This window comes from Streptomyces ficellus, assembly GCF_009739905.1.
Classification (GTDB): domain Bacteria; phylum Actinomycetota; class Actinomycetes; order Streptomycetales; family Streptomycetaceae; genus Streptomyces; species Streptomyces ficellus_A.
This window is the reverse complement of record NZ_CP034279.1, coordinates 4,605,234-4,622,993: the sequence shown is the minus strand read 5'-3', so window position 1 is coordinate 4,622,993 and position 17,760 is coordinate 4,605,234. Positions and strand designations below refer to the sequence as shown.

The following is a 17,760-nucleotide window of genomic DNA, read 5'->3' as shown; positions in this document are numbered from 1 at the left end:
CCGGGAAATCGTCACTCTGACGAGTATTCGGGGTAGCATCGTCGTATGAATGCTGCGGATCTCGGGCTGCCGGTGGACGTGCCGTCTACCGCGCTCTTCACCGACCAGTACGAGCTGACCATGTTGCAGGCGGCCCTGCGCGGCGGCACCGCCGACCGGCGGTCGGTCTTCGAGGTGTTCACCCGCCGGCTGCCCGAGGGGCGGCGTTATGGCGTGGTGGCCGGCACCGGCCGCGTGCTGGACGCCGTGGAGAACTTCCGCTTCGACGGGGCCGTCATCGGCTTCCTCCGGGAGCACGGCATCGTCGACGAGCCGACGCTGGCCTGGCTGGCGGACTACCGCTTCGGCGGCGACATCTGGGGCTACCCCGAGGGCGAGGTGTACTTCCCCGGCTCCCCGATCCTCCGGGTCGAGGGCTCCTTCGCCGAGTGCGTCCTGCTGGAGACGGTGATCCTGTCAATCCTCAACCACGACTCGGCGATTGCGGCGGCCGCCTCCCGGATGTCCGCCGCGGCCGGTGACCGGCGGCTGATCGAGATGGGTGCCCGGCGCACGCACGAGCTGTCGGCGGTCGCGGCGGCCCGCGCCGCGTTCGTGGGCGGCTTCTCCTCCACCTCCGACCTGGCGGCGGGCTTCCGGTACGGCATCCCCACGGTCGGCACCTCCGCGCACGCGTTCACCCTGCTGCACGACACCGAGCGGGACGCCTTCCGCGCACAGGTCGACTCCCTCGGCCGCGGTACGACGCTGCTCGTCGACACGTACGACGTGGCCGAGGCGGTGCGTACGGCCGTGGAGATCGCCGGCCCGGAGCTGGGCGCGGTGCGGATCGACTCCGGCGACCTGCTGCTGGTCGCGCACCGGGTGCGCCAGCAGCTGGACGAGCTGGGGGCGCGCGACACGAAGATCGTCGTGACCTCGGACCTGGACGAGTACGCGATCGCCTCGCTGGCGGCGGCGCCGGTCGACGCGTACGGGGTGGGGACGCAGCTGGTCACCGGCAGCGGTCACCCGACGTGCTCGATGGTCTACAAGCTGGTCGCCCGCGCCGAGTCGGCCGACCCGGGGGCGCCGCTGCGGTCGGTGGCGAAGAAGTCGCTGGGCGGGAAGATGTCCGTGGGCGGCCGCAAGTGGGCGGCGCGGCGGCTGGACGCGTACGGGGTGGCCGAGGCGGAGGTCGTCGGCACCGGACCGGTGCCCGCGGAGCTCGCGGACCGGCAGCTGCTGATGGAGCTGGTGAAGGGCGGCGACGTCGTGGCGCGTGAACCGCTGGAGGCGGCGCGCGAGCGGCACATGGCGGCGCTCACGGGGCTGCCGATGTCGGCGATCCAGCTGTCCCGGGGCGAGGCCGTCATCCCGACGGAATACGTCTGAGCGCCGGGCGGGGGCCGGGGCGTGACGCCCCCTCCCGCCGGGCGGGACAAGTCTCTAGGCTCGAACCCGTCCCCGGCGCCCCCGCCCGGCCCGCCGACCCCGACCCCGACCCCGCCCCCGACCGTCCGGCCGCTCGACACATCCCCACCGAAGGACTACCGCCATGCACCGCGCACTGATCGTCGTCGACGTCCAGAACGACTTCTGCGAGGGCGGCAGCCTCGCGGTGGCGGGGGGAGCGGACGTCGCCGCCGCCATCACGGACCTGGTCGGCGAGGCCGCCGGGGCCGTGTACCAGCACGTGGTCGCCACCCGTGACCACCACATCGACCCGGGCGGCCACTTCTCCGACGAGCCGGACTACGTCGACTCCTGGCCGCGGCACTGCGTGGCCGGTACGGAAGGGGTGGGCTTCCACCCGAACTTCGCGCCGGCGGTGGCGTCGGGCGCGATCGACGCGGTCTTCGACAAGGGCGCGTACGCGGCGGCGTACAGCGGCTTCGAGGGCACCGACGAGAACGAGGTCCGGCTGGCCGACTGGCTGCGGGAACGGCAGGTCACGGAGGTGGACGTGGTGGGCATCGCCACCGACCACTGCGTACGCGCCACCGCACTGGACGCGGCACGCGAGGGCTTCCGCACCCAGGTGCTTCTGGACCTCACGGCCGGCGTCGCGGAAACGACCACCGAACGTGCCCTCGCGGACCTGCGGGCCGCCGGCGTCGAACTGACCGGCAAGCCGGTCGTCTGACGGCGGCCCCGTCGCCCGGGCCGCGCTAGCCGGGCACCTGACCGCGCTGGCGAGGCGCCTGCCGACCGTGCGCCGCCGATCGCCGGTCGCACGACCGCGCAGCGAGCCAAGTGGCGCGCCGACCGCACGCGCCGGTCGCCCGGCCGCGCCGGCCGCTGGCCCTCCGGCCGCGCCCGCCGGAGGCCGGGGCTGCACGACCGCAGGCCGCCGGAGGCCCGGCAACCAGACCACAGCGCCCCCGCACAGCAGCCGCACGACCGCACAGGCGAGCCGCCCGGCCGCGCCGCCCGCCGGCCGCACGCGCCGCCGGTGCGCGAACGAGCAGCCCGCACGGCCACGCCCGCCAAAGGCCGGGGCTGGGCGACCACAGGCGGCGCGGCCGTGCCGTCGGACCGGGGCCGGTCTACGAGGCCGCAGGCCCGCCGGGGGCCGGAGCCCACCGGGCCGGGCCTACAGAACCCTCGCGGAGCCGCGCCCCGGCGCCGCTGTCCCGCGCGGGCGGGCGGCGGGTGGTGAGGGGTGGGCCGGGCTGCCGGGCGACTGGCGCGCGGCGGGCGCTGCGGCCTGGTGGCCCCGGCGTGCGGTGGGTACGCGGCCCTGTAGACCTCCACCGCGCCCCCGGGGCGCGCCGCCCCGGCACGCGCTCGCCGTACGCGGGGCGGTCCCGCCGGGCTACGACGCCGAGGGGGCGCCCCACGCCCTCGACTGGGGGAGCAGGGCGCGGATGGGGTGCCAGAGTTCGGTGTGGGACTCCGGGGCCGTTCGCCAGAGCAGGCCGTCGGGGTGGTGGAGCACCGCGGTGATCTCGTCCGGGGTGGGCGGGTGGGTGTTGCCGCGCAGGTAGACCGCGCGCAGTCCGAGGTTCCGCAGCCTGGTCAGGGCGCGGGCGCGGTTGGCCGCGTGGACGAGGACGCGGACCGTGGAGCCGTCGCCGACCGGGTTGGGCAGGCTGAGCGCCACCACGACCTTGCCGCCGGGCAACTTGGTGAAACCTCCACCGGGCATACGAACCACTCCCCCGTGAGATGGTGTGTCAATAAGAACGGGCCACCACGCACCTAAACAGAATCGGCCGCCGCCCGCTAGGGGGCGACGGCCGATCATGCTTTGACCTGCGAAGACGAGGTTTACTTCGTCGACGGGCCGACCTGGACCGTGATCGTCTGGCCGTTCTTCGGCTGCTTGACGATCGCGATCTTGGTGTTGGTGTCAGTTACCTGGACGCCCGCACGCGGGTTCGACTCGAACCAGTAGGTGCCCTTGCGGTCGTCGAAGGCGGAGACGCCGCGCTGCGACGCGATCTTGGACGGGACGCCCGCCTTGTGCAGCGTGATCCCGGTGGTGCGGTAGAGGCTGAACGGCGAGTCGTACGCCTGGATGCGGTTGCGCATCAGGGTGCCGTCCTTCCAGTGGGTGGGCGCCGGGTGGGCGTCGACCGGCAGGATCAGGCCCTTGCCCGGGTGGGTGGCGGTGTTGTTGTCCTTCTGGGAGGTGTCCCACTGCCAGACCAGCAGACCGGTCTGGTAGGGGTAGTGCTCCACCCAGGAGTCCTTCGGGGCCGCGAAGCCGAAGTTGTACGGGCCGACCTTCAGGGTCGCGTCGTACGAGACGTACTGGCGGTTCTCGGCGATGTAGTACTGCTCGTACTCGTTGGTGAAGGACTCACCGATCCGCGAGAAGCCCTTGCCGGTCCAGCCGTTGTCGTCACCCTCGGCGTTGTCCGTGAAGACCGGCGCGCCGTCGGCCGTCAGGGCGATGTTGTCGGCGGTGAAGCCCTTGCCGCCCGCGCCGCCGTCGGTCTGGTAGCGGAAGCGGAGGTCGACCTTCTTGCCGGCGTAGGCGTCCAGCGGGAAGGCCAGCTTCTGCCAGGCGCCGGAGACGCCGGTCAGCGACGGGGCGCCGCTGGCGTCGGCCGGGATGGCCTTGCCACCGGCGGTGCCGGCCAGGGCCGTCCACTGCTTGCCGCCGTCCGTCGACACCTCGGTGTAGAGGTAGTCGTAGTCCTGCTCGATGTCCCACCAGCCGTCGAGCGTCAGCTCGGCCTTGGTCTTGCCGGTGAGGTCGACGGAGCGGGTGAGGGTGTTCTTGAGGTCGTCACCCATGTCGCTCCACCACTGCTTGGAGCCCTGGGCGGGCTTCACGACCGCGGTGGTGACCTTCTTCTTCGGCAGCTCGACGACCAGCGCCTGCGGGTTCTTGGTGTTGTACTCCGAGACACCCAGCGTGTGCTTGGACTTGGTCGCCGCCTTGGCCTTCTCGTAGTTCAGCCAGCCGAGCTGGAGCTTGTCCCACGAGGTCATGTCGCCGGGCAGGTCGCCGATCTCGTTCTTGCCCGTGCCGAGCCAGGAGCCGGACGACATCAGGGACCAGAAGCCGGTCGAGTTCTCCGCGCCCGCCGCGCCGGAGGTGTCGTACAGGTCCGGCAGGCCGAGGTCGTGGCCGTACTCGTGGGCGAAGACGCCGAGGCCGCCGTTCTCCGGCTGCATCGTGTAGTCGCCGACCCAGATGCCGGTGCTGCCGATCTGCGTGCCGCCGGCCTTGTTCTGCGCCGGGCCGGTCTTGCCGGCGTCGGTGCCGTACGCGTACCAGCGGTGGGCCCACAGGGCGTCGCCGCCCTGGACGCCGCCGCCCGCGGACTCGTCCTCACCGGCGTGGACGATCTGGAAGTGGTCGATGTAGCCGTCGGCCTCGTTGAAGTTGCCGTCGGCGTCGAAGTCGTAGCGGTCCCACTGGTCGTACTGGGCCAGCTGCGCCTTGATCTGGGCGTCGGTCTTGCCGGCCGCCTTCTGCTGCGCGGTCCAGGCGGTCACACCGTCGCGGACGGCGTCCCACACGTTGGAGCAGTTGCTGTTGCCGCAGTAGTTCGAGCCGTAGCGGGCCTCGTTGTACTCGACCTTGACCCAGTCGGAGACGGCGCCGTCGACCGAGTAGCGGCCCGACGAGGTCTTCTCGTAGTAGGTCTTCAGGGACTGCTTCTGCTGGCCGGTCTTCTTGTCCTTGCCGGTGCCGAAGTACAGGTCCTGGAAGTGCTTCTGGTTGTAGTCCTTCTGCCAGGCCGTCGAGTTGTCCTTCGAGCGGTCCGGCTCGGCTATCTGGTTGTGCAGCGGGCCGGGCGTGCCGCCGAACTTCGGCTTCGGCTCGGTGGTGTCGTCGTCCGCACGGTCGACGAGCGTGGTGTTGTCCACCTTGTCGCCGAACTCGACCAGGATCGTAAAGATCTTGTCGGTCTTCTCACGGCCGAGCTCGACGTACTTCTTGTCGTCGAGCTTGACGACCTTGGAGGCACCCCTGCGCTCCACCTTGAGGTCGCCGGACAGCACCTGCTCCAGCGCGGCTTCGCGCTGTTGGGCCTGCTGCCTGCTGAACGGGCCGTCGAGGTCGTGGTCGACCTTGGCGGCGTGGTCGTGCCCGGGGGCCCCGTGCCCCGCGTCCTGCGCACCGGGCGCCGGATCGTGGCGCTCGATGCCGTTGGTGGGGCGGTTGTCGGCCTGGGCCGTCGTGAAGGCGGATGCCGTCGCGGCGGTGGCGGCCAGCGCCACGATCACCGCGGACGCTCTGAACGCCCGTCGTCTGCTGGTCACTTGATCTTGTCCTCCCCGCGCCCGCGAACCGCGGATGGGGGGTCGAGTGTTATCCGCGTGCGGTGTCGCGCCACAAGTGACGACATTCGACCGGAGAATGACGCGAAAAGACAGATCTTGACTTGCACAGGCCAAGTGCTCTATGTGAACAGGCCGATCCGCATTGCGAACAGCGCGTGAACGCCCGCGGGCGGGCGATCCGGGCAGGTCACGGGCCAGGTCACGGCACCGACGGGCCCACGTCCACGGTGACCGACGAACCGTGCGCCGGCTGGGCCGCGATGGAGATCCGGGTGTTGGTGTCGGTGGTCCGCACCCCGCCGAACTCGTTCTCGGCGTACCAGTACACACCCTTGTGGTCGTCGAAGGCCGGATTGCCCGCATGTGGCGCGACGTGCCGTGCCACCCCCCGCTTGTGCAGGGTGAAACCCGGCACCGGGTACCGGCTGAACGCCGCGTCGTACGGGGTGATCTTGTTCGACATCAGGCTGCCGTCCGACCAGGTCATCGGCCGCGGATGCGCGTCCACCGGCAACAGCAGGCCCTGGCCCGGGTGGTCGGTGACGTTGTTGTCGCGCTGCGAGGTGTCCCACTGCCAGATCATCAGGCCCGGCCGGTAGGCGTAGTGCTCCACCCAGTCGTCCCGGGACGCCTGGAACCCGAAGTGGTACGGACCCGTCTCCAGCGTCCTGTCGTACGACACGTACTGCCGGTTCTCCGCGATGTAGTACTGCGGGTGGACACCGGTGACCGACTCCCCCACCCGCGCGAACCCGCGCGCCGTCCACCCGCCGTCCCCGGCCCCCTTAGCCCCTTCGGCCCCTTCGGCGTCGTCCGCGAACAGCGTGACACCGTCCGCCCGCACCGTGACGTTGTCCGCCGCGAACCCCTTGCCGGCCACCCCGCCGTCCGTCTTGTAGCGGAAGCGGAGCACGATCCGCTTCCCCGCGTAGGCGTCCAGCGGATACACCAGCGTGCGGTACGCGCCCGACACCCCGGTCAGCGCCGGCTTGCCACCCCCGTCCCGGGTGATGGCCTCCCCGTCCGCCGTGCCGTCGAGCGCCTTCCAGCTCTCCCCACCGTCGGTGGAGACCTGCGCGTACAGGTAGTCGTAGTCCTTCTCGATGTCCCACCAGCCGTCCAGCCGCAGCGAGGCGGAGGAGCGGCCGGACAGGTCGACCGCACGGGCCAGCGTGTGCGACAGCCCGTCCCCGTAGTCGCTCCACCACTGACCCGCACCGCCGGCCGGCTTCACCACCGGCGTGGTCACCGTCTTCTCCGGCAGCTCCACCACCAGCCCCTGCGGCAGGTCCGTGTGGTAGGCCGAGACGCCCAGCGTGTGCCGGGACGCCGTCGCCGCCTTCGCCCGCTCGTAGTCGAGCCAGCCCAGCTGGAGCTTGTCCCAGGCCGTCATGTCCCCCGGCAGGTCGCCGATCGCCTCCCCGCCCGTCCCCAGCCACGAACCGGACGACATCAGCGACCAGAAACCGACCGAGTTCTCCACCCCCGCCACGTTGTTGGTGTCGTACAGGTCCGGCAGCCCCAGGTCGTGCGCGTACTCGTGGGCGAACACGCCCAGCCCGCCGTTCTCGGGCTGCATCGTGTAGTCACCCACCCAGACCCCCGTGTCCCCGACGGCCACCCCGCCCGCCCGGAAACCCGCCGGCCCGGTGTCCCCGTCGTCCCGGCCGTACGCGTACCCCCGGTGCGCCCACAGCGCGTCGGGCCCCTGCGCGCCGCCGCCCGCCGAACCGTCCTCGCCCGCGTGCACGATCTGGAAGTGGTCGACGTAGCCGTCGGGCTCGTCGAAGTTCCCGTCGTTGTCGTGGTCGGTGCGGTCCCACTCGTCGAACCGCGCCACCTGCTCCTTGATCTGGCCGTCCGTCCTGCCCCGGGCCCGCTGGTCGGCGACCCAGGCGGCCACGCCGTCGAAGACCAGGTCCTCCACGTTGGGGCAGTTGTTGCCGCCGCAGTAGTTGGAGCCGTACCGCGCCTCGTTGTACTCGACCTTGACCCAGTCCGAGACCTCGCCCTCCACCGAGTAGCGGCCGGAGGACGCCTTCTCGTAGTACGTCCTCAGCGACTCCACCCCCTCGCCCGTGCCGAAGTACAGCCGCTGGAAGTGCGCACGGTCGTAGTCGGGCCGCCAGTCCGTCGAGTTGTCCCGCGTACGGTCCGGCTCGGGGATCCGGTTGTGCAGCGGGCCCGGCGTACCGCCGTACTTGACCACCGGCGGCTTCGGGCCGCCCGGGCCGTCCGGGTCGTGCATCGTCTCGTCGTCGACCCTGTCCCCGAACTCGACCAGGATGGTGAAGATCTTGTCCGTGCGCTCCCGGCCCAGCTCCACGTACTTGCGGTCGGCGAGCCTGACGACCTTGGAACCGCCGCGCCGCTCCACCCGCGCCCGCCCGCTCAGCACCTCCTCCAGCGCCGCCTCGCGCCGGAGCCGCTCGCGGGCGCTGAACGGCCCGTCGACGACGTGCCCGTCGTGCTTCCCCACGGCCGCGCCGTGCGCGGTGTCCTCGCGGACCGGAGCGGTGGTGGCGGGAACGGCGGCCGTGGCGGTGGTGGTGGGAACGCCGGCCGTCGACCCCGCCAGGACGGCCAGTACGGCGACGGCGCTCAGCGCGCCCCTGATCGTGTTCACGTGGAACGGTCCTCCCCTGTGGATCGCGTCAACGGGCGCCGGTTTCAGGCCATATGGCATAGACCATGACTCTGTGCGCCCCCCATGCACCGGTACCGTGGGTTAGGTCACGCTTACTACCGGTTCCTCTCGGGCATCCACCGTCGTAGAGTCGTCAATCAGTGCGACCGAGTTCGTGACCCCCATCCGGTGCTCAAACGCTTCGAGGACGGAACCCGCCATGCCGCGTCCGACCGCCGCACAGCTCGCCTACGGTTCGGCCACCGTCGTCTTCGCGACCGTCGCCATGTTGCTGCTGTCCCGCACCACCACCGCACTGGGAGTCGCGCTGATCGGGGTCGCCGCCCTCGCGCTCGGCCTGCTGGTCGCCATGACCCTTCCGGTGCCGTCCGCGCGCCGCGCGGCGTACCAGAACCCGCGCCCGGCCTTCCCGGCCGAGCGCAGGGAGCACTCACTGCGTCGTTGAGACGACGACGGTCTTGGCCGCCTTGTCGTGCAGGCCCTGCTTGTAGGGCTTGTCGACCATGATCAGGATCAGCAGCAGCAGCGGCCACAAGCAGGCGCAGCAGATCAGTCCGGGCAGCCACAGCACGATGGCGCGGATGAGCGCGGCGTTCGTGTTCGGCACGCTGCCGTCGTTGAGCATCGCCACCCGCATGCCCAGCAGACGCATGCCCAGCGTCTGTCCCCGGTTCTTGTTCACCATCAGGGTGTCGTAGCCGATGTACGCCACGATGGTGATGAGCTGGAAGACCCACTGATTGCCGTTGTTCGTCGTCCAGACGTCCTCCCAGTCGCCCTGGTCGGTCACCCGGTCGTAGATGTTGAACGGCAGCGCGATCAGCGCGAGCGGGATCGCGACGACGATCCAGTCGATGATCCGGGCCAGGACGCGCCGGCCGGTGTCGGCGAGCGGCGGCATCCCCGCGAGCGGATCGGCCCCGCCGTAGCCGTACGGCCCACCGCCATAGGGACCGCCCCCGGGGCCACCCGGACCACCGCCGTAGGGACCGCCCCCGGGACCGCCGGGACCGCCGCCGTAGGGACCGCCCCCGCCGTAGGGGCCCTCTCCCCCGTACGGACCGCCGCCGCCCGCCGACCCGTCCGACGGAGGGGGCGGCGGCGCGGGAGGCGGCTGGGAGCCGTCGTCCTGCGGCTTCTTGCGGAACGGGTCGTCCTCGGGCGGCTGCTGACCGGGCGTCGGCGGTTCGTGGCTCATGGGGGCAGTGCATCCCGCCCGGCCCGGCCCCGCAAAAGATCACCGGCCGTTCGGGCTACACCCCCGGCCGCCTCCCGGCCTCCTAGGGAGCCGCGACGAAGGTGTGGGCCACCTTGTCGTGCCAGCACTGGCGCCACGGGCGGTCGACCAGGCACCACAGCGCGTTGACGACGCCGACGACCAGGACGCCGAGTACCCCGTAGAGCAGCCAGCGGCGCAGGGCCGCGCCGAACGGCGGGGGCTCGTGCGACTCGATGTCCCGCACCTCCAGCCCCATCAGCTTCTTGCCGAGCGTGCGCCCCCACTTGGCGGTCGGCACCGCCTCGTACAGCACCCCCAGCACCAGCAGCGCGGCGAGCACGATGCCCAGGCAGGTCGACGTGGTGCCGTCCAGCAGCCAGACCGTGACCGTCTCGCCCGACTGCCTGGCCTGCTCGATCTTGCCGTTGATGTGGTCGAGCGCCTTGGAGACGAACGGCACGGCGACGGCGGCGACGGCCGCCCCGAGGACCAGGGTGTCGATCAGGCGGGCGACGAAACGCTTGCCCAGGGCGGCCGGGCGGGCGGCGGCCTGCGCCTGGGCCGCCGCCAGGAACGGGTCGTCGACCGGCGGCTTCCAGGGCAGCATGGGCTGCTGCGACCGGTCCTGCGGAGCCGCGGCCTGGGGCGGCTGCTGGACGTGCGCCTCCGGCTGGGCGGGCCGGGCCAGTTGGTGCACCTGCTGCGCCCAGGACGCGGCGCCGCCACCGGGGCCGTGCGTGACGGGAGTGGCGGGGGCGGCAGCGGCGACCGGCGCGGGCTGCGACTGCGACTGCGACTGAGGCTGGGGCTGCGGCTGCGGCTGCTGCTGCTGCTGCTGCGCGGGGGCGGCCGGCTGGGGCTGCGCGGGGAGCGGGTGGGGCGTGCCCGGGGCGGCGTCCGGCTTGAGCGCCCGGATGGTCATGGTGCCGTCGGCGGGCTGCTGGGCCTCCGGCTTCGCCTGCGGCTTGACCGCCCGGATGGTGACGGTGCCCTCGGGCGCGGCCGCCTTCGCGGGCTCCGGTTCCACGCTCCGTACGCCCGGCAGGGCGCCGCCGGTCGGGTCGGGGGCGGGGCTGCGCGGGTCCTGGCCGGACTCGGCGCCCCAGGAGACCCGGCGGTCGCGGTCGCCGCCGAACCCGGTCTGGCGGGAGGCGTCGGCCTGCCACACGGACGCGGGTTCCGGCTCCGCCTGTGCCCCCGCGTCCGGCCCCTCCTCGTCGAAGAAGACCGGGCCGGTCTCCTCCACCGAGGGCGTGGGGGCGGCGGGCGCCGCCGGGGCGGGCGGGGTCGGCATCGCCTCGCCGTCCTTGGGCGCGGGGCGGCTCGTGCCCGGCACCCAGGCGGCTCCGTTCCAGAACCGGATATATCCGGGGATGGACGGATCGGGGTAGTAGCCAGGCGTGGGGCTGCCGTCGCCGGTTGCCGGGGTTGGGGCGCTCATCACCGTGGTCCCGTATCTCTTCGAGGCCTCAATTCAAGGCACCACATCTACCAGACCGCCGAGCGCGCCCGGACCGGTCCGTCCACAACGACCACGATCCGGTCACACCTGTGTTACGGGGCGCCACTGAAATCACCCGCCCGAAGTCGCGTAATCACGGGCGGGGAAGGGCCTCTCACCGTTCGGGCCCCGCTCCAGGGCCCGTACCGGAGAGAAGGGAGCCGCACCATGCGGCAGCACACCGTCGTCGAACGCGAACTGGAACTCACCCTGGTCCTGTCACCCGAGCGGCAGGTCCCGGTGCCCGCCCGGCTGACCTACCGCACGGACGACCCGTACGCCGTGCACATCACCTTCCACGTGGGCTCCGAGCACCCCGTGCACTGGACCTTCGCCCGCGAGCTGCTGGTCGAGGGGGTGTTCCGTCCCTGCGGCCACGGCGACGTGCGGATCTGGCCCACCACGCTCGACGGCCACCCGGTCGTGCTGATGGCGCTGTCCTCGCCGGACGGCGACGCGCTGCTGGAGGTCCCCGCCCCGCAGGTGTCGGCCTGGCTGGAGCGGGCGCTGCGCGTGGTGCCGCCCGGTTCGGAGGCGGAGCAGCTCGGCCTGGACGACGGGCTGGCCGAGCTGCTCGCGTGAGCGGGCGGACCGCGTCAGCCGGTCACGTACGTGTGGGTGATGAATTCGATCGAGTGGCCGTCGGGGTCGTCGATGTACACCCCGCGGCCACCGTAGCGGTGGTTGATCCGCTGCGGCTCGCGGTGGTACGGATCGGCCCAGTACGGCAGTGCGCGCTCCTGGATCCGGCCGAGGATCTCGTCGAACTCGTCCTCGCCGACCAGGAAGGCGAGGTGCTGCGACACGATGCGGGGCGCGTCGTCGTCGAGGTAGTCGAGGGTGACGCCGCCCTCCAGCGGGACGCTCGCGAAGGGGCCGAAGGGCTTCGGTTCCGGCGCGCCGATCAGCTCCGTGAGGAAGCGGGCGGCGGCGAACCGGTCGCGGCTGCGGACGATGGTGTGGTCAAGGCGTGCGGGCACGGCTCCTCCTGGCGTCGATGCGTTCACGCTACGTCCCCGCCCGGCCACGAACCATCGGCCGTCCGTCCTACGCCCGAAGCCTCAGAACAGCTTGCCCGGGTTGAGGATGCCCAGCGGGTCGAAGGTCCGCTTGATGCCGCGCTGCAACTCCACGCCCACCGGCCCCAGTTCCCGGGCGAGCCATTCCTTCTTCAGTACGCCGACGCCGTGTTCGCCGGTGATGGTGCCGCCGAGTTCCAGACCGAGCGCCATGATCTCGTCGAACGACTCGCGGGCGCGCCGCGACTCGTCGGGGTCGGTGTGGTCGAAGCAGACGACGGGGTGGGTGTTGCCGTCGCCGGCGTGGGCGCAGACGCCGATCGTCAGGTCGTACTTCGCCGCGACGGCGGCCGTGCGGTCGATCATCTCGCCGAGCCGGGAGCGCGGTACGCACACGTCGTCGATCATGGTGGCGGACTTGACGGCCTCCAGGGCGGTCAGCGACATCCGGCGGGCCTTCAGCAGCAGCTCCGACTCGGCCGCGTCCTCGGCCGGTACGACCTGGGTGGCCCCGGCGGCGGTGCACAGCTCGCCCACGGCGGCCAGGTCGGCGGCGGGGTCGGGGGTGTCGAACGCGGCGAGCAGCAGGGCCTCGGTGGTCTCGGGCAGGCCCATGCGGCCGAGCCGGTTGACCGCCCGTACCGTCGTACGGTCCATGAGCTCCAGCAGCGACGGGGTGTGCCCGCGCTCCATGATCGCGCACACGGCGTCGCACGCGGCGGCCGCCGACGGGAACTCGGCCGCCAGCACCAGCTGTCGCGGCGGCTGCGGCCGGAGCGCCAGCACGGCCCGTACGACGACGCCGAGGGTGCCCTCGGAGCCCACGAACAGCCGGGTCAGGTCGTACCCGGCGACGCCCTTGGCGGTGCGGCGGCCGGTCGACAGCAGGCGGCCGTCGGCGAGGACGACGTCGAGGCCCAGGACGTACTCGGCCGTCACGCCGTACTTCACACAGCACAGCCCGCCGGAGGCCGTGCCGATGTTCCCGCCGATGGTGCACATCTCCCAGCTGGAGGGGTCCGGCGGGTAGTACAGCCCGTGCTCGCCGACCGCGCGCGACAGGACCGCGTTGACGACGCCGGGCTCCACCACCGCGATCCGGTCCACCGGGCTGATCTCCAGGATCCGGTCCATCCGGACCAGCGACAGCACGATGCAGCCGTCGGACGCGTTCGCCGCCCCCGACAGGCCCGTGCGGGCGCCCTGCGGGACCACCGGCACGCGCAGCTCCGTCGCCGTGCGCATCACGTGCTGGACCTGCTCCACACTGCTCGGCAGGACGACCACGGCGGGCGTGCCGGCCTCGCAGAAGCTCGCCATGTCATGGGCGTACGACACGACGACGTCCGGGTCCGTGTGGATCGCCTCGGCCGGCAGACCGGCCCTCAACCGTGTGATGACGTCGTCCATGATCCCAGCCTGGCACCCGGGGCCATCGGTGTGAACCCGTCGGGCGATCCACTTCGGGTGCGCCGGGGCGCTCGTCGTATTGACGCACAGTTGGCCGCATGAAGACGGAACGGGTCCCCCAGATCGTCCTCGGTGCGGGCGCGGGTCTGGTGCTGGCCGGCGCGGCCGCGCTCTTCGCGTTCGGCGGGTCCGGCGACGCCCCGGCGCCCGCGCCCGGCGCCGCCTCCCGGGCGCAGGCGGCGGCCCGGGCGGGCGCCCAGGCGTCGCTGCCCGAGCTGGCCGCGCTGATCGGTGACCGCGAGAAGTGGCTGCGCGCCCATCCCGGCGACGACGCCTCGTGGGCGGAGCTGGGCGGGGCGTACGTGGAGCGGGGGGCGCGCGGCGGCGACACCGCGTCGTACGTACAGGCGGAGAAGGCGCTGAAGCGGTCGCTGGCCGTCCTGCCCGCCGGTGAGGGCAACGTCGACGCCCAGCTCGGCATGGGCGCCCTCGCCAACGCGCGCGGGGACTTCGCGGCGGCCCGGAAGTGGGGCGAGGCGGTACGCGCCGGGGCGCCGCGCCGCTGGCAGGCGTACCCCGTCCTGATCGACGCCTACAGCGGGCTCGGCGACTACGTGTCGGCCGGCCGGGCCGCGGAACGGCTGCGGGCCCTGCGGGCGGGCGCGCCCTCGCTGTCGCGCGCGTCGCTGGTGTACCGGGACAAGGGCTGGCGCGAGGACGCCTCGGCGCTGGCGCACGACGCGGTCGCCCTGGCCGCCACGCCGGCGGAGAAGGCCGCCTGCCTGGCGCGCCTCGGGGACCTCGCGTGGGAGCGCGGTGAGCCCGCGGAGGCGCTCGCCGCCTACGAACCGGCGTTGCGGCTCGACCCCGGCCACGCCCCGTCGCTGGCCGGGCGGGCCCGGGCCCGGGCGGCGCTCGGCCGGGAGGAGGAGGCGCTACGGGACTACGCGGCCGCACTGGAGAGGCTGCCGCTGCCCCAGTACGCCCTGGAGGCGGGCGAGTTGTACGAGTCCCTGGACCTCGACGGGGACGCCCGGACGCACTACGAGCTGGCGCGCGTACGGGCCACGCGGGCGGCCGCGCACGGGGTGAACGGCGCGCTGGTCCTGGCCCGGTACGAGGCGGACCACGGCGACCCGGACGCCGCCGTGCAGCGGCTGCGCGCCGAGTGGGCCAGGGGGCACCGCTCGGTGCACGTCGCCGACGCCCTCGGCTGGGCGCTGTACCGGGCCGGCGAGCCCGAGGAGGCGCTCCCCTACGCCCGGCGGGCGACGGAACAGGGCCTGCGCAGCGCGCTGTTCGCGTACCACCGGGGCCAGATCGAGCGGGCACTGGGCGAGTACGGGCCGGCCCGCCGGCACATCGCCGAGGCGCTGCGGGTGAATCCGCACTTCTCGCCCCTGCTGGCCCCGAAGGCCCGCCGCGCCCTGACCACCCTCGGCGAGCCCCGATAGGCCCCTGTCCGGCGCCCGGCCACCCGGCCCCCCGTCCCGGGCGACCGAGCGCCAAGTCTGCGCCGACGTATCGAGGCAGGGCCGAGCCCGAGCCACCGTCCCGCAGTGGCGTCCGACCGGGGTGGGAAGGGGGAAGTACAGCGATACGTGCTCAGGCCGCGGCTTCGAGCGAGTCTGGGCTGCCGGTGAGGGTTTGAAGCCGGGCGGCGATGCCGTCCGGGCCGAGGTGGGCCAGGGCCCACAGGGAGGTGACGCGCCGGGCGGAGGCCCAGATCCCGGCGGCGGGGGGCAGGAACGGGGCGACGGCGACGCCGCGGGTGGTGAACGGGGCAGGGTCGAGGTACGTCATCCCGCCGGTCCCGCACAGGTACGTGTCGGCGCCGACTGCGGCTGTGAGGTCGGCGAGCCGCTGGGACCGTTCCGGCCGGGCGGGCAGCCCGCTCGCGGTCTGGACGCGTCCGTTCCAGCCGAGGAGGTCCAGCAGGACGCGAGTGGAGATCTCGGCGACGGCGGCGGTCCGGCCGGTGTCGAACGCGGCCCAGACCGGCTCCAGAGCCTGCTGGAGAACCGCCCAGTGGTGGCTGGTCCGGTATTCCTGCCGGATCATCGCCTCGGTCCGTCGCCGGGCCGAGGCGGGGTCTGCGATCAGAGCGTCCCGGATGGCGGTCTGGCAGCCCTTGGGCAGGTGGGTGGGAATGGACAGCCACCGGGTCCGGTCCGGGTCTGTCAGGGCCCCGAGGCGGGTGCGGTGCTGGTAGTCGCGGCGGTTGAACCGGACGTCGTCGAGGACGATCCAGGTGTCTGCCGCGAACAGCTTCGCCAGGGTGGTCAGCCTCGGGAAGAGGTTGGGCTGGTGGATCGCGCACAACCCGCCGGAGGCGAGCTGGTCAGGAGATGAGGCGGCTGGTGAAGCCGTCGCGGATGAGGGACTCGTATCCGGCATGCACGTCCTCCGGGACATCCTGGGCGATGGCGAAGCCCTGCTTCGGATACTCGATCACCCGCTGGAGATCACCGACGAGCATGTCCACCACGAGCTTCTCGTCGCCGATGGACTTGAAGTAGTCGTCCAGCTCCAGCGGCTCCGACGTGCACACGATCTCGACGTCGGGCCACAGCTTGCGGGCGGTGGCGAAGGACCGCCTCTCCATATAGGGCTTGGAGACCAGCATCACCGTCGCGGGGACGATGCCGGTCGCGGCCAGCAGGTCTCGGGTGAGGGTGATGTTCTGGCCGGTGTTCGCGGCGTTCGGCTCGACGAGGATCGCCTCGTCGGGGACGCCGAGGTCGAGCGCGTGCTCGCGGAAGTGGACGGCCTCGCCGCGGGGGAAGCGGGCCTTCGTGGTGGCGCTGTTGCCGCCGGTGAACACCAGGGTGGGGAACAGGCCGCGGTGATAGAGGTCGGCGGCGGCCGCGGCGACGCCGAGGTCGTGGCTGCCCAGGCCGATCGCCACGTCGACGGACCGGACCTGGTGCTGCATCTGGTGGTAGTCCCAGATCAGCTTGGTTTGGCGCCACTGGTCCTCGGTGATGGTCTGCTGGTTGTCGCCCACGCTGGTCTCCCTGGTCACCGGCTGGAGGGGCCGGACGGCCCCGTGCTCATGGCCTTGATGTTCTCGATGCTGGCCAGCTGGTGGGACAGCCCGAAGCGGGCGGCCATGGTCGCGGCCTTGTCGAGGACGTGAAGGCCATCATCGCGGGTCGCGGGGTCGCTCAGCAGGATGTGTCCGTGGGCGGTGTCCAGGCGGACCTTCTGCATGGGGGCGTCAGTGGTGGAGGTGCCACGGGCGACGGTGATGAACTGCAGGGCGGAGGAGAGGTCGCCGGCGCCACGGTGGGCCAGGGCGATTTTCTGGTGGGCCACCGACCAGTCCTCCGGCTCGGCGAGGTCCTCGAAGTCGCGGGTCGCGGCCAGCATCACGCGGGTTGCATAGTCGTGCTGGCCGTCCTTGCTCAGCGCGGTCCCCACCCACAGCCGGGACCTGGCCCGGTCGCGGCGGGAGAGCCGGTCGTCGACCGCGAGGTGCTCGTACTGGCGGGCGGCACTCTCCAGTTTCCCGGACATCTCGGCGACCACGGCGAGGGACAGGTCGAGCTGGGCGATCCGGCGGGGAATGTCGAGCTGGGTGAACAGCGACTTGGCGGTGACATAGGAACGCTGGGCGGACAGGGGGCCGACCACGCTGCCCTGGTCGCGCTGGAGATCGCCGAGGAGGGCGGTCGAGCGGGCGAAGAGGTACAGGCCGCGGTCATCGAGCCTGAGCGGGGTGAACCGGCTGGTCCACCTGCTGATGAGGCTCTCGGCGAAGGTGAAGTCCTGCCTCGACAGGGCGACCACGGCCCGGTCGAGGTCGTCGGTCCACGATTCGTACTCCCAGGCCAGTGGCCCGGCCGGTGTCACCCGCCGCCCTGATGCCTCCGCCCCGGGGCGTCCAGCCTCGGAGAGGAAGGTCTCGAACCGCAGATGGGTGGCCGCGTCCGCGCGGGCCAGGGCCGTGTCGAGGATCGCCTGGGTGTCCGGGCGGGGCTCGGTCAGCGCTTGGAGCTTTTCCCACTTGGAGACGGTCCGCACGCCGACGCCGAGGTGTTCGGCGAACGCGCGGACGCTCAGCCGCAGCGCGAGCCGGAGTGCCTTGGCTTCCAGGCCGGTCCAATGGTGCACGGTCGCCACACGTCGCTCCCTTCCCGCCGTCATCGAAGCACGTCGGGCCGGGGCGGGGGACGCAAGTGCAACGGAAGTACAACAGACGGTCATTCCCAGGCGGTTGGGGCCTGGCCCAGGC

General features: G+C 72.4%; 15 protein-coding genes. 5 read left to right on the top strand and 10 right to left on the bottom strand.

Features of this window, described 5'->3' with window-relative positions:
• The first annotated feature begins 45 nt into the window (after positions 1 to 45).
• Both EIZ62_RS20665 and EIZ62_RS20660 read left to right on the top strand, forming a co-directional pair.
• The gene (locus EIZ62_RS20665) at positions 46 to 1,374 is read left to right on the top strand and encodes a nicotinate phosphoribosyltransferase (RefSeq protein ID WP_156694123.1); all 1,329 of its coding nucleotides are present in this window, start codon (positions 46 to 48) and stop codon (positions 1,372 to 1,374) included.
• Positions 1,375 to 1,537: 163 nt separating this feature from the next.
• Complete coding sequence (locus tag EIZ62_RS20660) at positions 1,538 to 2,125, top strand: isochorismatase family protein (RefSeq protein WP_156694122.1); 588 nt, start codon at positions 1,538 to 1,540, stop codon at positions 2,123 to 2,125.
• 672 nt (positions 2,126 to 2,797) lie between these two features.
• Here the strand turns inward: EIZ62_RS20660 and EIZ62_RS20655 are convergent.
• The 3 genes from EIZ62_RS20655 to EIZ62_RS20645 form a co-directional block, all read right to left on the bottom strand.
• A complete protein-coding gene (locus EIZ62_RS20655; protein ID WP_156694121.1) occupies positions 2,798 to 3,130 on the bottom strand; it encodes a hypothetical protein in 333 nt (110 codons plus the stop codon).
• Positions 3,131 to 3,252: 122 nt separating this feature from the next.
• Entirely contained in the window at positions 3,253 to 5,706 is a 2,454-nt protein-coding gene (locus tag EIZ62_RS20650; RefSeq protein WP_156694120.1) for an immune inhibitor A domain-containing protein, read from the bottom strand.
• Between the two features lie 220 nt (positions 5,707 to 5,926).
• The gene (locus tag EIZ62_RS20645; protein ID WP_156694119.1) at positions 5,927 to 8,353 is read right to left on the bottom strand and encodes an immune inhibitor A domain-containing protein; all 2,427 of its coding nucleotides are present in this window, start codon (positions 8,351 to 8,353) and stop codon (positions 5,927 to 5,929) included.
• Between the two features lie 220 nt (positions 8,354 to 8,573).
• On the opposite strand from EIZ62_RS20645, the gene EIZ62_RS20640 reads away from it, so the two are divergent.
• The gene (locus EIZ62_RS20640) at positions 8,574 to 8,819 is read left to right on the top strand and encodes a hypothetical protein (RefSeq protein WP_156694118.1); all 246 of its coding nucleotides are present in this window, start codon (positions 8,574 to 8,576) and stop codon (positions 8,817 to 8,819) included.
• On the opposite strand, the gene EIZ62_RS20635 is transcribed toward EIZ62_RS20640, so the two are convergent.
• The gene (locus EIZ62_RS20635) at positions 8,805 to 9,572 is read right to left on the bottom strand and encodes an RDD family protein (RefSeq protein ID WP_156694117.1); all 768 of its coding nucleotides are present in this window, start codon (positions 9,570 to 9,572) and stop codon (positions 8,805 to 8,807) included. The genes EIZ62_RS20640 and EIZ62_RS20635 overlap by 15 nt on opposite strands.
• Before the next feature lie 82 nt (positions 9,573 to 9,654).
• Positions 9,655 to 11,034, bottom strand: a complete 1,380-nt coding sequence (locus EIZ62_RS20630) for an RDD family protein (RefSeq protein WP_156694116.1) — start codon at positions 11,032 to 11,034, stop codon at positions 9,655 to 9,657.
• Positions 11,035 to 11,262: 228 nt separating this feature from the next.
• On the opposite strand from EIZ62_RS20630, the gene EIZ62_RS20625 reads away from it, so the two are divergent.
• A complete protein-coding gene (locus tag EIZ62_RS20625; RefSeq protein WP_156694115.1) occupies positions 11,263 to 11,676 on the top strand; it encodes an SsgA family sporulation/cell division regulator in 414 nt (137 codons plus the stop codon).
• A gap of 14 nt (positions 11,677 to 11,690) precedes the next feature.
• On the opposite strand, the gene EIZ62_RS20620 is transcribed toward EIZ62_RS20625, so the two are convergent.
• Positions 11,691 to 12,074: a VOC family protein gene (locus EIZ62_RS20620; protein WP_156694114.1), complete on the bottom strand. Its 384-nt coding sequence runs from the start codon at positions 12,072 to 12,074 to the stop codon at positions 11,691 to 11,693.
• Between the two features lie 81 nt (positions 12,075 to 12,155).
• The gene (locus tag EIZ62_RS20615; RefSeq protein WP_156694113.1) at positions 12,156 to 13,523 is read right to left on the bottom strand and encodes an FAD-binding oxidoreductase; all 1,368 of its coding nucleotides are present in this window, start codon (positions 13,521 to 13,523) and stop codon (positions 12,156 to 12,158) included.
• 98 nt (positions 13,524 to 13,621) lie between these two features.
• Between EIZ62_RS20615 and EIZ62_RS20610 the strand changes: the two genes are divergently transcribed.
• Positions 13,622 to 14,977 (top strand): tetratricopeptide repeat protein, encoded by a 1,356-nt coding sequence (locus tag EIZ62_RS20610; protein WP_156694112.1) that lies wholly within the window; start codon positions 13,622 to 13,624, stop codon positions 14,975 to 14,977.
• Between the two features lie 151 nt (positions 14,978 to 15,128).
• Here EIZ62_RS20610 and EIZ62_RS20605 read toward each other — a convergent pair whose 3' ends face one another.
• The 3 genes from EIZ62_RS20605 to EIZ62_RS20595 are packed head-to-tail and all read right to left on the bottom strand — an operon-like array spanning position 15,129 to position 17,648.
• Entirely contained in the window at positions 15,129 to 15,845 is a 717-nt protein-coding gene (locus EIZ62_RS20605; protein WP_244375851.1) for a WbqC family protein, read from the bottom strand.
• 19 nt (positions 15,846 to 15,864) lie between these two features.
• A complete protein-coding gene (locus EIZ62_RS20600; RefSeq protein ID WP_156694110.1) occupies positions 15,865 to 16,530 on the bottom strand; it encodes a YdcF family protein in 666 nt (221 codons plus the stop codon).
• Between the two features lie 14 nt (positions 16,531 to 16,544).
• Complete coding sequence (locus EIZ62_RS20595; protein ID WP_156694109.1) at positions 16,545 to 17,648, bottom strand: helix-turn-helix domain-containing protein; 1,104 nt, start codon at positions 17,646 to 17,648, stop codon at positions 16,545 to 16,547.
• Between the last annotated feature and the right edge of the window lie 112 nt (positions 17,649 to 17,760).